General features: G+C 56.4%; 9 protein-coding genes and 1 pseudogene. 3 read left to right on the top strand and 7 right to left on the bottom strand.

Annotated features, from left to right (window positions below):
- Positions 1–6: 6 nt before the first annotated feature.
- The 4 genes and pseudogenes from FXO18_RS10535 to queC form a co-directional block, all read right to left on the bottom strand.
- Positions 7–285, bottom strand: a pseudogene (locus tag FXO18_RS10535) (type I restriction-modification enzyme R subunit C-terminal domain-containing protein); the annotation flags it as partial.
- Positions 286–566: 281 nt separating this feature from the next.
- Positions 567–923: a 6-carboxytetrahydropterin synthase QueD gene (gene queD, locus FXO18_RS10540; RefSeq protein ID WP_223114718.1), complete on the bottom strand. Its 357-nt coding sequence runs from the start codon at positions 921–923 to the stop codon at positions 567–569.
- A gap of 5 nt (positions 924–928) precedes the next feature.
- Positions 929–1,564, bottom strand: coding sequence for a 7-carboxy-7-deazaguanine synthase (gene queE / locus FXO18_RS10545; RefSeq protein WP_149361069.1), 636 nt, complete (start codon positions 1,562–1,564; stop codon positions 929–931).
- Positions 1,565–1,570: 6 nt separating this feature from the next.
- Positions 1,571–2,266: a 7-cyano-7-deazaguanine synthase QueC gene (gene queC / locus FXO18_RS10550; protein WP_149361070.1), complete on the bottom strand. Its 696-nt coding sequence runs from the start codon at positions 2,264–2,266 to the stop codon at positions 1,571–1,573.
- A 1,043-nt stretch (positions 2,267–3,309) separates the two neighbouring features.
- On the opposite strand from queC, the gene dbpB (FXO18_RS10555) reads away from it, so the two are divergent.
- The 3 genes from dbpB (FXO18_RS10555) to dbpB (FXO18_RS10565) all read left to right on the top strand — a co-directional run bounded on the left by dbpB (FXO18_RS10555) (position 3,310) and on the right by dbpB (FXO18_RS10565) (position 6,947).
- Positions 3,310–4,446, top strand: a complete 1,137-nt coding sequence (gene dbpB / locus FXO18_RS10555; protein WP_268884935.1) for a DGQHR domain-containing protein DpdB — start codon at positions 3,310–3,312, stop codon at positions 4,444–4,446.
- Positions 4,446–5,666, top strand: coding sequence for a tRNA-guanine transglycosylase DpdA (gene dpdA, locus FXO18_RS10560; RefSeq protein ID WP_149361071.1), 1,221 nt, complete (start codon positions 4,446–4,448; stop codon positions 5,664–5,666). The genes dbpB (FXO18_RS10555) and dpdA overlap by 1 nt, the downstream gene beginning before the upstream one ends.
- A gap of 177 nt (positions 5,667–5,843) precedes the next feature.
- Positions 5,844–6,947 (top strand): DGQHR domain-containing protein DpdB, encoded by a 1,104-nt coding sequence (dbpB, locus tag FXO18_RS10565; protein ID WP_149361072.1) that lies wholly within the window; start codon positions 5,844–5,846, stop codon positions 6,945–6,947.
- 466 nt (positions 6,948–7,413) lie between these two features.
- On the opposite strand, the gene dpdD is transcribed toward dbpB (FXO18_RS10565), so the two are convergent.
- Genes dpdD through dpdJ form a run of 3 tightly spaced genes read right to left on the bottom strand, consistent with a single transcriptional unit; the run spans position 7,414 to position 14,602 of the window.
- Positions 7,414–9,630 (bottom strand): protein DpdD, encoded by a 2,217-nt coding sequence (gene dpdD / locus FXO18_RS10570; protein ID WP_149361073.1) that lies wholly within the window; start codon positions 9,628–9,630, stop codon positions 7,414–7,416.
- Positions 9,627–10,157 (bottom strand): phospholipase D-like domain-containing protein DpdK, encoded by a 531-nt coding sequence (gene dpdK, locus FXO18_RS10575; protein WP_149361074.1) that lies wholly within the window; start codon positions 10,155–10,157, stop codon positions 9,627–9,629. Before dpdK ends, dpdD begins: the two co-directional genes overlap by 4 nt.
- Entirely contained in the window at positions 10,157–14,602 is a 4,446-nt protein-coding gene (dpdJ, locus tag FXO18_RS10580; protein WP_149361075.1) for a protein DpdJ, read from the bottom strand. Before dpdJ ends, dpdK begins: the two co-directional genes overlap by 1 nt.
- Position 14,603: the final 1 nt, after the last annotated feature.

Consider the following 14,603-nt stretch of genomic DNA (forward strand, 5'->3'; position numbering starts at 1 on the left):
GGGCCCTCACGCTACAGCCTCGACAAGCGCATGCTTCTTGACGTCCTGGAGAATCTCGACGATCGCGTAGACATCGTCATCGGGGAAGATGGTGTCGGGGCGACCTTGATCGGCGTAGGGCGACTCGAAGAGCCGACCAGGGTCCATGATGCCGTTCGCGGTCAGCTCGTTGACGATCAGCTCGACGAAGCGCACCTGGTCCACCGTGAACGTGGTGTCGTCGAGATAGTTGCCGAATGCGTCCTTGGCGGCGGCGCGGTCGAGGCCGACCAGTGAGCGGATGAAAACTCCGAGGCCGCTGTTCTGCTCCCCTCGCGATCATCAAACAGTGTGTCGACCTGCCCACCCGGCGCCAACGGACTACCAGGGATAGCTAGACCACGGATGGTGGACACTCGCCGCCCGAAAGCTATCCATCGCTTCAGGCGGGGTTCAGGACGTCCAAGCCCGACGGGGCGCAGCCCAAGAGACACCAATTGGGAAGCATGCGGAGTCGGCACGATTACCGACGATGGAGAATGCCTGAACAGTCCGAAGCGCGACTGGAGAACAGTGGCCTGCAGTCACTAACCACGATAGGTGCACCCGGAAGTGCAAGTCTCCCGAACAGTCACTGCAGACAGTCCTTCAAGTAGCGGTTCAATTCGATGCCAAAGCCACATCGCGAGATTCTCACTTGTCGGGTTCTCAAGGCCCTCGATATCATTCAGAAAGTAGTGATCAAGCTCCCGAACAATGGGCGCAACAACTCGCTTCACCTCCGCAAAATCAACGACCCAGCCTAGCTCAGGATCGGGCTGCCCTGCGACATGAACCGTGAAACGATACGAGTGACCATGCAAGCGTGCACACTTGTGCCCCTCCGGCACATTGGGCAGGCGATGTGCAGCTTCAAAATCAAACTCTTTAAATATCTCAATCATGCCAGTCACGGAATTCCTAGTAGTTTATGCGTTTGTAGACTGAGTTGCCATCGCGGATTTTCAAGGCAGTAACGAACCGCCGCAGCGGTATTCTCCTGAACCGATTCACCATCCATAGGCTGGAGCCTGAACGTTCCGAAGTCAAGCTTCTCGTACCAAGTAGGGTCGTCTCCAGCTTGCGGATACACAAGCTTTAGTTCGTCGCCTTGGTGAACAATCAACTCTGCACCCTGCTTTGGACTAACGCACACCCAATCGATCCCCCTAGGAACTGGCCTAGTTCCATTTGTTTCGACTGCAACGTAGAACCCAATCTTGTGCAGCGCAGTAGTCAAAGACTCGTCAACCTGAAGCAAGGGTTCTCCCCCCGTCAAAACGACCATGCGGTTTAAATGACAGGCCTGAGGCCACTGGTGCGCAATGGCCGCGGCTAGTTCGTCGGCAGTCGAGAACTTCCCCCCGTTAATACCATTGGTGCCAACGAAGTCTGTGTCACAGAACTTGCATATTGCGCGGGCCCGGTCTCGCTCATGACCAGTCCACAGGTTGCAGGCTGAGAATCGGCAGAATACCGCAGGGCGACCTGCATGCGCACCCTCACCCTGCAGGGTGTAGAAAATTTCTTTGATCTTATATGACATCTGGATTCAGTTCACCTGATATTCGAGTGGGTCGGACAGTCCTGCGTCTGCGAATCCCTTCAATCGCAGCAAGCAAGAATCACATTGCCCACATGGATGCCCCTCCGAATCTGGGTCATAGCAAGACAGGGTTAGCCCGTAGTCGATACCCAGCTTCGTTCCGGCCCTCACGATTTCGGCTTTGGACATGCTGATTAGTGGCGTATGAATCTCCACCCTCCCCCCTTGGACGCCCGCGCGCGTCGCCAGTTTAGCCATCGCTTCGAAAGCCGAAATGTACTCAGGCCGACAGTCTGGGTATCCTGAGTAATCGACTGCATTCACGCCAAGAAAAATATCCCCAGCGCCCACTGTTTCCGCATAAGCCAATGCGAATGATAGGAAAATTGTGTTTCGAGCAGGGACGTAGGTTACCGGTATTTCATTCTCGCCCGACACGCCTTCTACTGAGTGCCGTTTCGGGACACCAATGTCGGCGGTAAGCGCAGATCCACCAAAGGCTCGCAGATCGATATCTGCAACTACGTGGCGCACGACCCCAAAGCTTTTGGCCACGCGGCGCGCGGCATCCAACTCAAGCGAATGCCGTTGGCCGTAACTGAAGGAGAGGGCGTAGACGTCGTACCCCTCGTCCTTGGCCATAGCCAGCACGGTCGTAGAGTCAAGGCCGCCGCTGAGCAGCACTACTGCGGGTGTAGGCATCGGTCCTCCTGCGCTCGTGTTGCCCTGCGCCACACTCTAGCGCAAACCGCGCCCAGCAGAAGGTCCAACATCCTTACAGTTTTCTCGCCACGCGAGACCGACTCAGTTGCGCAGTTGCTATCGTGGGTTCGTGCCCAAGCTGACAGTGGTCGTCACCTGTACCGAGCGCAAGACGCCATCCCCCGCTGCCCACATGCAGGTCAGGACGCTCGACACGCCGATCGCCCACTCCGCGGCGCGCGCAGCAGAGTGGATCGACCGGGTGAGATCACAACCAGCCCTTGCCCGTGTCGAACTGCACAAGATGTACCAAGGCGAGGCTTGGGCACAGGCCAAGTTGCTCGCACAGGAAGCCGCCTCAAAAGGATACGACGTACAGGTTCTCGTTGCGTCCGCCGGCCTTGGGCTACAGCACATTGAGTCGCTTGCAGTACCCTACTCCGCCACCTTTGCAATGAACCACGTCGACTCCGTTGCCACCAACACGTCTCATGCGCGGGCATGGTGGAAGCAAATCACCAGTGCCCTAGGTACCGGGACACTCGCGGCGGCAACAGGACACCGAGGCCTCCTGGTCCTGTCCGAAAGTTACGCCAAGGCTATGCACGACGACCTATCCGCACTTGGCGAACGAGGGGGCGACTTGCTCATGATCGGCGGTGCTGGAGAAGTAGTTGGAATCCCCAGAATCCCAAGTGACCGATCACTGCGGCCCGCTCTCGGAGGCACAACGACCAGTGTCACTCTACGAATCGCACGTTCATGGCTATCAGTTACACGATTGTCGCCCACGCAGCTGGTGCCTCTTCACGACCCGGATTCTGAGCGGCACTGGAAGCAATGGGCCCACTCAGTACGCCGCGAGGAGATATACAATCGAACTCGAACAGACGACACACTAATATCAAGCTTGATCAACGAAATGCTTGCCGCAGATCAATCCTTGAGCGCAACCCGCGCGCTACGTCGCCTACGGGACTCTGGCTTCGCCTGTGAACAAGGTCGCTTCAGGGAATTGTACAAACTGCAGAAAGTTGCGCATAGTGCGAAACAACGTCAATAAGATTGAAAGGCGCGCGCTCAGAATCATGCAACACCCCGATATGCCACTCTACCTTTTTGCACTTGCAGCAGAAGAGATCGATAGGGTGGCCGACGTCGCAAGGATCTCGCGAGACGCGGCGGGGAAGCTAATCGGCTACCAAAGACCAGAACGGCGAATACACGTGAAACAGATTCTAGACTACCTAGATTCTGGCTCAGTCCTGTTCCCGAACGGACTCATAATGGCACTGCCAGATGATATTCGATTTCGCGCCAGTCGCGGCCCGATGACGACGGACGGAATGTCAACCGCAGGAACGCTTGAGATTTCACTCCCTGCCGATCCCAGTTCCCCGAAACCCGCATGGATTGTCGACGGGCAGCAACGCAGTCTTGCGCTAGCAAGGACTCGAAACAAGTCGATGCCAGTGCCGATTGCAGGGTTCGTAGCGCCCACACTTGAGATTCAACGTGACCAGTTTCTGCGAGTCAACACTGTCGCACCACTGCCGACCAACTTGGTAACAGAGTTGCTACCCGAAGTTGCGACCGCACCATCGTCACGAATGTCGACACGAAAACTCCCATCTGCACTTGTTGACATGCTCAATCACGAAAAAGACTCGCCATTCTACGGACTAATAAAGCGTGCGTCGACCGAAGGTAACAATCGCAGGAATGCTATAGTGACTGACACAAGCTTAGTCGAAGCAATCAGGGAATCACTCGAGTCGCCCTCCGGTGTACTATTTCCATACCGAAACATTGCGACCGGTAGCACCGACACCGTCGGAATACGGAACGTGCTGATAACCTACTGGTCGGGAGTCAGGGAAGTATTCCCGCACGCATGGGGACTCCCCCCAAGCCAGTCACGCCTGATGGGAGGGGTGGGAATCAGATCAATGGGTCGACTCATGGATCGAGTAATGGTGCACACCGACCTCCAGAGTGAAACTGCTGCAGAGGCAGTCCGCACTGAGGTCTCGCGAGTCGCACGCGTTTGCCGATGGACCGAGGGAACTTGGGAAGTCCTCGGACTACCATGGAACGAGGTGCAGAATACACCTAGGCACATCTCCGCCCTATCGAATCTCATCGCAAGAACCTACGTTGAATCACGAGTGGGGCAATAGTGAAGTTCTACTTCCCAGATAGCCAGGATCTAGTAAGCCCCACATACGACTTCTCAAATGATGAGTACTCTCCACTGAGAGTCAGGCAACGCGACGATCTATACGCGCACGAAGCGCTCTCAGCTCCCGCATACGGTGGTGTTCTCGTTTCGAAGGCAATCGTCGACGGTTCGGTTCGGGGTGCCGGAAAGTATACCATGTCGCAGAGACAACGGCTTTACCGACTCGGCGTGCGTAGGTTCTTTCGGCTTCCAGAAGGCGTCTCTACCTTGGGAGACTGCGGGGCCTTTAACTACGCCAACGAACCAACACCACCGTACTCTGTCGATGAGGTGCTCGACTTCTATGAGCACTGCGGTTTCGATGAGGGCGTCAGCATCGATCACATCATTCTCGGATTCCAGAGAGATAGCAGCGAACCACCTAAGCAAGATTGGATCATCCGCAAACGCATTTCCTTGGAGTACGCCGAGTCCTTCATTCGCGCATCAGAACGACGAGGCAGTGCGATAACCCCGGTAGGCGCAGCACAGGGATGGAACCGCGCGAGCTACGCCGACAGCGTCCGAAGGTTGCAAGACATGGGCTACCAACGAATTGCGCTGGGCGGAATGGTTCCGCTGAAAACGCCAGATATCCTGGATTGCTTGTGCGCGATCCAGGAGATTCGATCACCTTCGACCGAACTCCACCTGCTAGGCATCACGCGAATTGATTCAATGGAAACGTTCGCTCAACTCGGAGTTACCAGCTTTGATAGCACTTCCGCTTTTCGGCAAGCATTCATGGACGACCGCGACAACTTTCACACCGCTGACATGAAGTATGCGGCGGTTCGAGTTCCACAGGTTGACGCCAACTTAAAACTCAAGCGAGCCATCCTTGCGGGGCACATTTCCCAGCGGAAGGCACTGGATGCCGAACGAAACGCATTGCGCTCCCTGCGTGCCTTTGATTCCGGTTCTGCCACGCTCGAGCAAGCCCTCGAATCCGTTCTCGAGTACGAGAGCCTCATAGGTGTCGCCAAGTCCTACGCCACCCAGTATAGACGAACACTAGAGGCAGCTCCGTGGAAGGACTGCCCGTGCGGACTGTGCGAGCAGCACGGGATCGAGATGATCATCTTCCGTGGTACAGAACGCAACAAGCGTCGCGGCTTCCATAACCTGGCGGTGCTTGCCTCCAGGATGGCAAGGCTGGAGCAGGACGAGACACGGTGACCAGGATGTTGATCCACCTGATGGCGACATGGAATGTTCCAAGGTCAGCGAGGCCAATACAGGGGTCGTCTATGCCACCGAGTGCGACCAGAGGACGACAGGCCGAGTTGGCCAAAGAGTCCCCAGGTGTGACATGATTGTGCGCCCGACCCTGCGTCGTGCGCTAGAAAGGACGGCATGGCAGACAAATATGTAATCCGAGTTCCCGCCCTTGAAGTCGCACAGGGATCCCGACGGATCTATTGCTTCGCGATCGATGGAAAGCGAATCCACGAGTTCGCAACAGTTTCAAGGATCCATCGCAACGATGGCGGATCCCTAACCGGCTATCAACGTCCCGAGGTGCTTAGCCACATCCGCGCGATTCGCCGGTACGTCGAGTCAACGGATGCAATGCTACCAAACTCCATCGTGGTTGCGTTTGATTCGCGCGTCACTTTTGAGCCCGCTATCGCGTCTGGAGCAGCAGGCTACTCAATTCCAGGTGAACTGGTTATACCTGTTGATGAAACCCTAGCCGAAGAGGACAAGCCAGCACTCGTCGTAGACGGCCAGCAACGTAGTGCAGCAATCCGGGATGCCGATGTCGCAGAGTTTCCTGTCGCCGTCGTGGGTTTCATCGCAAACTCGGACGACGAACAAAGATCACAGTTTATCTTGGTCAACAATACCAAGCCCCTACCAAAGGGGCTAATTCACGAACTTCTGCCTGACTCAATTGGCGCATTGCCACCCCAATACGCGCGCAGGAAACTTCCCGCAGAAGTGATGATCCGACTAAACCGCGACCCAGAGGGTCCCTTCTACAATAAGATTGCTATGCCGACATCTCCACATGGAGACATCAAAGACAACACAGTTCTCAAGATGATCGAGAATAGCCTCTATGACGGAGCGCTGTATCAATACAGGGATCCGCGCGACGGTTCAGGTGATGTCGATCGCATGGTAGTACATCTCACTGCATTCTGGAAGATGGTCGAATCCACCTGGCCAGTCGAGTGGTTGATGCCTCCACGAAAGTCTCGCCTCACGCACGGCGTTGGCATACAAGCGCTCGGGTATGTTATGGACCATCTAACGGAAGGGATTGCTCCGGAGAAGTTCAACAACATTCGTATTGACAGAAGTCTCGCGACCATCCGAGACATCGCAGCTTGGACCGAGGGAACCTGGGACCTAGGGCCAGATGACCAGCGCCGATGGAACAGCCTTCAGAACACCCCGAACGATGTAAAACTCCTCACCAGCGCTCTTCTACGTCGAGTCCGCGCTCGCTAGCTGGTTGGTCCATGATCATCAGGCCCAACGGTGGGGATGGATTGTGCGTTGAACGAATACCGCACCTCGAGAGCGACACCCTAATTGTCGAGCAAGCTTGACCGACGCCTCGCACCCGTCGATCATGTGCGAGGTGGGAACCTCCGAGGAAACGCCACTGCTGAATCATGCGACCCGTAGCAGATCAGTTTATGATCTCCTACGGGCCATGTGGCGAATCACGCAGTGAGGCCTACGATGCTCGATGCGCACGCCGATAACGATTGTTAGAGCGGTAGTACCGATCAAATATCTCCAGAATACTGACTCAGAAAAACAGTCTCGCGTTCGGCAGTTTTGATATTCTGCCGAATTGCTCCACCTGGCCGCCAAGCAATTTTTCTCGTCAAGCCAAGGCTAGCCCTTGCATGGCAATACTGGTCCAAATCCAGCATCAAATACAGCTGCATCTGCAATATCTATTTGACTAATCCGTACGGATCCACACATCGAGACTAGCGGGAACCGCAACTCTCTCGCAATGGTCGGATAACGCCTGGAGGATGGAACTCGTACCGACAGAGTTTGCATACACGACAGGACCAGATCCGCTATTGTCTTCAATGAATGTAGTTGCGGCATGTTTCGCTGCTGCAGTGACGACGACAATAATATCCGCGTTTCTTGCTACCTGCCGTAGACGAGGCGTGCCCCCCTGCTCGGTCGAAACTTCCACGAACGTCCCGCCTCCTAGGCCTCGCAACGTTGCGGCGGCGCGACGAGCCGGCCTTTCGCGTAGCGAGTAGATAAGGATCTGCTTTCCCCGGAGACTCTCGTAGGGTGGCGAACCGACTCTTTGCGAGTTTTTGATCTGGAGATCATCAGGAACTGCGGAACCAAGAGTTTTCAGCGAACTACTCAATACTTCAAACTGCGAAAGTGATAGGCTCTCGAACAAAGGGCGGATCATCTCAACAAAGCGGTGGCCGAACGCGGCGGCCTCCTGACGGCCAGTTCCGGTAGCGGCTTCTGCGATGTCGCTGAAGACATCGACGGCCCACCCCACACTGCTCGCTCCTAGATGCGATTCTAGCAGATCAAAAACTGTTTGAAGCAGATTCTTGAAACCATCTCGTCCAGAAAGTTCCAGGGCATCGTTGATCACCCACTCAATCACATCCCGTGATTCAGTTCGCAACCTCGTTGAGAGAGCCATATGAACCAACATGCAATGCGCAAGTTCAGAGCGTTGTTCCACGTTGCATGAATCTTGATGCGCAGAGTAAATCCTGCCAAGGTATGGTTCGACAGTCGCAGTAGGGATTGTGTTTAGCGCTGCAATCAAGCGCTCAGGACTAGTTTGCGCCCAGTCGCTAGGGTCGAAATCTCCACTCGCGCGTTCGTCGTCGGCCTCGGCGAATTCGATCCATGAATCCCACGAATTAGGAGTCTCTCCGGAAGATCGAAGCAGGAGAGAAGCCACTGTGGATTCGAAGTTTCGCCGGGGCCACGAAATGTCTACTGGTCCGCCGTGTCTGCGCTCTATTAGTCTAATTGCCCGTCCGGCAGATTCGGCGTCCTGGAGTGCGTCGGCAGCCAGAACGGCCTCACGGAGCATCCACATGTCTATCTCATCAGTAGCGCTCTCAACAATTGCTAGCACACCTGCATGATCGTTCACCTCGAGCGCACCTCTCAAGCGGCGCAGGAGATCCTCGCTGGCGTCTGTCGAGACCTGAGCGGAACTCGACGTCCGTTCGGGTTCCGTGCCAGGCGTCAGCGGTGAAATATTCTCAAGGAGATCTCTGACGAGCGGATGGAATTCCGCCCGCGGTTTCAGCAAGCGCGCAGCTAGCGATGGCTGATCCCGGAGGACGAGTCCCTGCACAATCAAGGTTGTCGGTTCGCACGACTTGTGGTTCTGCCGCATGATGGCATTCAATTCCTGCGGCAACGTCGAAGCAGCGGCAAGAAGCTCAACCGCACCTACGTCGTGGTTTCGAAGAAAGACCTGGTAAGCCGCTGTTCCGATTGCATCAACGACGCCTGAGGGCAGGCGCAGTCTGGAGAGTTGCGCCAACAAGTCAGGGGAGGCCAACTCCTCCCACTGTTGCAGCATCGCAAGCGTCCGAACACGGAGAAACAGCAGGTTTGTGGTATCCAGGAGTCGACGTTCATCAATTGCGTCGAGTATGCGTTGGGTTAGCCACTGGTTGTTGGCCGCAGCCGCAAAGTTGAGGTCATCGACGAGTTCGGAGACCCGTTGGGTTGAGTGCTCGGGCCGCGGTGGCCGTATATCGAGCAACGCCACTAGATTACCGAGCAGGCCCCGAACTGAATCGCGAGATGCGCGGGAGCGACGCGGCCAGACCTCAAACCTGACCACCCGGCCCGGATACTCGGTCTCTAGCCATATGTCGAAGGGATCTGTCAGGTCGAGAATGCCTCTCCTACGCTCAATGTCGCTGTAGCTAGCACCGACCCAGTGACCAAGCAACCACTCGAGCTCCCTCCGTGCTGCTTGCTTATCCGCACGGCCATACCAGTATAGGCGTTCACCGATGGCGCGAGGCAGGAAAGCCACTCTAGTCGAGTTCTGCCACCGGTCAATTGCCGCATCAAGCTTCGTCCGGAACTCGGGTTTCAACGAAAGCAGATCAATGTCGTTCCCAGTTCCAAAGAATCGTTCCAGAGGGTCGCTCACGACAACTCTCCCGAATATCGCCGATCAAGGTCGATACGCTGCCTTTCAATTGCATCTTGGTCATTTGTAAAGTGGACCAATTCAGTGTTTCGCAGGCGACCGTTATATGTCAGGTTCATCGATCCACTGACCTTTAACCGGTCGGTGAGCAGAATCTTTTCGTGCAGGTTGGGCAGTTGGCCGAGCATCAGCACCCCTGCTAGAGGTTGGCTCCTAATCTCCTGAAGTCTCGCTAGTACAGTAGCGTTATGAGTATCTTTCCTCATCACGATATGCACAACTGCTCCGCCCGCAACCTGGTGGCCGAGTACCTCAGTTAGCCGCAAGGTTCGAGTGGGCAATTCAGGTGCAATATCGGAAAGCTCACCGCCCCTATTGTCGACTACAGGGATGTCACTCAGCCATGCTGAGGCAATCCAGAGCACCTTGGACGGAGCGACGAGTTCAGAAACGAAGAGTTTGTGTATCTCCTGGTCTAACTTAGGTTCTGACCCGAGACCACTCGTTGAAATCGTGCGTTCAGGCATCAGAGCACCTCCGGAATGTCGAAACTCGCAATAATGTGTCCTGATGATTCCATGCGCACCCGCGCTACCCGTGGGTACAACTGCAAGAAGCCAGCGTCGACTGCGACGACGATAGATGAAGCTAGGAAGTCAGCGAGTAGGCCGCGTAGTCCGGGCGCTACCCGCACGTCGACCATGCCAGCGCTCTGCAACTCTGCTACTGCGGCAGCAGCGGATTCGCACCTGCTGTCGAGATCGACAATAGCGGGGCCTTTGCTTGCCAACATCGACTCCAGCACCTCCGGCGCAGCCGGGACACCTTCTGCGAACTGATTACGACTGCTGATGGAATCCGCGCGAATCCTCCAACCCCGCGGCCAGAGTACCAATCGCAGATGATCGAGCAAAGGCCAGTCAATCACCCCGTCCCGCGTAGCATCAAGTACCGTCCACACCCGTTGCTCGACTTCGATACCAAGTCTGGCTTCCAAGTTCTTCCATCGCTGCAATGATTCGAACGTCACTCGGTCAGCCACTGCGTCCGACCCTGGCAGCAGCAGTCGATTCACCACGGATGAGACCGATTCAGGCATCGGGTGAATACCCTGCTCGCCCATAGCGGCGCAGAGTCCGATCAAGGCGCGATGTCGCTGGCGATGGGAGTTCGCTGTCCGGCATGCTTCGAAGCTTTGTGCCATCGCGGGGGTGTTGATTGCAGCGTCAAGCACGCGTTCGAGTACAGTTCCAACCCGTTCAGTAGGACCTGGCCGCAAACTAGCTCGCATCAGCCGCTGGAACCGTGATGGATCCGAGCTGAGTTCATCGGCCACCGACTCGAGAAACCCCCCACCACCGATTGTCGTTTCCGTGAGCCACACCTGTCCTACCCTCGGTTGTTCCTCGTCGAAGCCCGGCTCAATTTCGACGATGGCGTCGTCGAAGGAATGCGCAGGGGAAACTTTCGCCGCTGCGGCAAGCATCGTTTCACCGACAGTCTGCCGAAGCCTACGGGAGAGCCACTCATGTGCGGCGGGGCGAGGTAACTCCCACAGCGCTGCGACAGTTTCTCGGAGACGATTGAGTACGATTGGATCAGCAATCAAATGCCGTAGATTATCGCGTAGTCGTTGCGGGGCACCGTCACCGACGACTGGGCCACTTGTAGTCGCCAGCCCAGGTCTCGCAACCAGCAAGTCAAGAAACTCCCCAAGCCGCTCGTGCAAATCATACTCGACCACCTTCCACGCCTCCTCGAGGGAGGAAGATGTACAAAGCGCCTGACTCGCAAGAGCGCCTATTAGAACATCATGAAGCCAAATCAGTTGGAATACGTTAGCCACGCTTAGAAGCGTCTCGTCGCTGATCACTAGGTGGTAAAACCAAGCGCTCCGCAAACCGGGTCCATGCGCGCCAGACCAGGCATCCGGGCAGTTGACTTCAACAAGGTCGGCCCTAATCGCGTCCACTTCTGTCGCGGAACCGATCGCCACGCCAGCGCCCTCGTGAGTGAAAGTCGTGCGGATTCTAAGTTCCCTGCCGCCGTCATAGGAGACATTGGCATTCGAACCTACTGATCCTCGCCGCACCTCAACCTCCGAGTGGTCACGGTGCAGGTGCAGCGTAAATGCGGCTACGTATCGGCCGACCGCGTCCGAAGATGCTGCGCTGACGTGCACTCCGCCGCCTGAAGGCACGAATTGGCTGTACCAAATCGGAGAGGCGTTGCTGGAGTCTTTGATATCGACTGGTGGCTGTGAGGTTAGCAGCGAGACGGGGCGCAGCAGAGGTACGTCTGTAGTCCCCGAGGGAGATTCCACGGTGATTGTCCCCTCACATCGCCACAGGCTTGCGACAACGCCCACATCAAGAGTCTCCGAGGGTTCAATCCAATGGCGGTCGAGTGCGCTTTCGATAGTGAATCTGCGAGACACCCGCCCCGGGGTGAACTCGCGGACACATTGAACCAGGTCCATGAACTCAGTGCGAAACTCCTTGTTAACAGGTGGCCCAACGGGAAGATGCACTTCGACTTCTGGCAAGTTGAGATCAGTGAATAGGTTCGGTGGGATGAACTCAGGCAAAGGATGTCTAGCGGACAGGTTCCCGACGTCGCCCTCCGAATTCACAACGGTCCAGTTCGTCTGCAATCTGCGGAGCAATGCGGGCAAGGCGGCCAGCAAGATCGAACGGGGAGGGTGCCAGAGCAGTTCGTCAGCAACTGGCTCGCCAATTTGCAGGGAACGGCAAAGATGCGCTCGCAACTCGGCCTGCAGGTTCGGTTCCGTGAAGATTTTCTCTACGAGGATGGCGACGGACTGCTGAACCCTTCTCGCACTGCCGCTTCTAGGCTCTCTTGAAAGGTCCTCCCAAAGTCCACTCTGGGTAGACCCTACCTCCTCCAAAACCCACTCAAGGGTGGACAGAGCAGCTTGGATCCTCAGTACCGAGATGTTGCGGACGGGCAAACGACGTGCTGGGAGGATAGGTGCGAACAGTCGGTCCCATTGCTCGTACGCCAACCTGTCCGATCCATAGTCGGACAAAACCACCACGGTGAGAGGGCGCATGCCCCGTAGGCGTCCGGCCCGGCCTCTCCGCTGGATGAAGGATGCAGCGTCGCGGGGATTCTTGTGCTGGATGACAGCGCCTACCGAGGGATCGTCAAACCCCACTTCCAACGAAGAAGACGCTACAATTACCGACTTGCTCGGGTTCACTCCGGAATCCTGACTGGAAGTGCGACCGATGCCCAGTCGACCGTTGCGGGAAAGGTCGTGGCCCAGTTCCGCTGAGAGGTCCCACACCTGACCCAGTTGCCGTCGGAGCAAATTCTCACCATGTTCCGGGGAGCGAAGGTGCGCCAACGAGAGTTTGATGGGCATGTCGGCGCCGCGCGCGCGTGCACGCTGCCCTTCTGCATCGAGAAGATCGAAATACAACCTGTTCGTCACGTCAAGATTGTCGGTAAAGCAGAACACCTTGTTCCCGTAGAGTCCCGCGGAAGGCCACGTGCCTAATGGATCCATCACCCTCGATACGAGTATTGCTGTCTGAATCGTCGTCGACAAGGTGCCTGCGCCGGAAGTCGGATCGGACCTTACCGCAATATGGTACTCGGCTCCTTCGGGGACAAGTTCCTGCTCGGTGGGATGGATATCCACGACCCTATTCCGGTCGATGCCGACGAGATCGGCGAAGAACGGCCCGGCGTCGGTCAAAGTGGCCGACAGTCCGACGAACACAGGTCGTGACCGAACGCGGTTCCTCCATCGCCGCAGTACCATCGCTGTCATCGCACCGCTAGTACCGCCATAAGTGTGCACTTCGTCGAGCAGAACCAATTCGGGACCTCGCAGCACTTCAATGCCCACAACTGGCGCGAGAGCAGGGTTTAGGAGCGCGCGATTCAGCATCTCAGCAGATGTAAACAATAAGTCTGGGGGACAAGCACGCAACTGATCCCGCGTCAATGCGAACTCTTCACTAGAAAGACGGAACGCGCACGTTGCGCACTCCAACCAGGGCATCGCAGACCCCATGCTCTCAGGTTTGAGCACCAACTCGCCCCGGCAATGCCCACCCTCTGACTGTGCGCGCGGACACCTAAGGTATGGACAGACAAAGTTCATACCTCGCGCAGTCCACCGCCCATACTGCCCCTTCAAAACCTCAAAGCTATGTGGCACGTCGCCGAATAGCACTCCGACACGCAACGGTCGCCTGCCCTCCGCAGCAAGTACCGAGGCGATCCGTTGAGACTGTTCAACTGCCGATTGCAGCTGGTCCTTCAACAATTCGACCCTTGGATAGACACCTAGCACCTTAGTCCAATGCTCCGACGACGCCTTATCACCCATAAACGCCATCGCAGGCAAGTAAAACGCGAGAGTCTTTCCACTGCCCGTTCCAGCCCCGATAATCACCCCACTTGATCGACGCGTCTCGATCGCGGCAAGGATTTGTTTCGTCGCGCGATCTTGGAAGCCAGAAAGGTTGATTCCCTCAGTGAGCGATTCTGCAATCTTTTTGCGGATACAGTCCCGGGGCCAAATCTCCTCCAGCATCGATCGCGGATCTATCGCCCTATCCGGGTAGTTCCTAGGACGCCGCATGTAACGAAACCCACCTACCAGGGTGGCCGCACCCTCCCAAGTACGACTAGAAACAGCGTCAGAGGACAGAAACATCTGACGCAGCCTCGATATCAGTCGGACCGACTCTCCGATTCGACTGCGGAAGTATTCGCTACCCCGGTCGATGTACGTGTGAACCAACCGACGTTCCACGAGTGCATCTACGACATCGTCTGCGTCTAGAGAGACGTCCGAGACGCGAATCCAATCCTCCACGAGTTCGTACAATTCGCCTTCAGTCAGGCCACCATCTACGACGCCCCAACTCAACAGGGGGTCTTCAGCCCTTTCGATTAGGTCCAAGAGATGTGCCAACTGTTCTGTGCTCAGCATT

This window comes from Lolliginicoccus suaedae (assembly GCF_008312885.1).
In the GTDB taxonomy this organism is placed as follows: Bacteria; Actinomycetota; Actinomycetes; order Mycobacteriales; family Mycobacteriaceae; genus Lolliginicoccus; species Lolliginicoccus suaedae.

Bases quoted from the DNA above. Each gene is read 5' to 3' on its own strand.
- queD (WP_223114718.1), bottom strand. From the start codon at position 923: ATGATTGAGATATTTAAAGAGTTTGATTTTGAAGCTGCACATCGCCTG.
- queE (WP_149361069.1), bottom strand. From the start codon at position 1,564: ATGTCATATAAGATCAAAGAAATTTTCTACACCCTGCAGGGTGAGGGT.
- queC (WP_149361070.1), bottom strand. From the start codon at position 2,266: ATGCCTACACCCGCAGTAGTGCTGCTCAGCGGCGGCCTTGACTCTACG.
- dbpB (WP_149361072.1), top strand. From the start codon at position 5,844: ATGGCAGACAAATATGTAATCCGAGTTCCCGCCCTTGAAGTCGCACAG.
- dpdK (WP_149361074.1), bottom strand. From the start codon at position 10,157: ATGCCTGAACGCACGATTTCAACGAGTGGTCTCGGGTCAGAACCTAAG.
- dpdJ (WP_149361075.1), bottom strand. From the start codon at position 14,602: ATGCTGAGCACAGAACAGTTGGCACATCTCTTGGACCTAATCGAAAGG.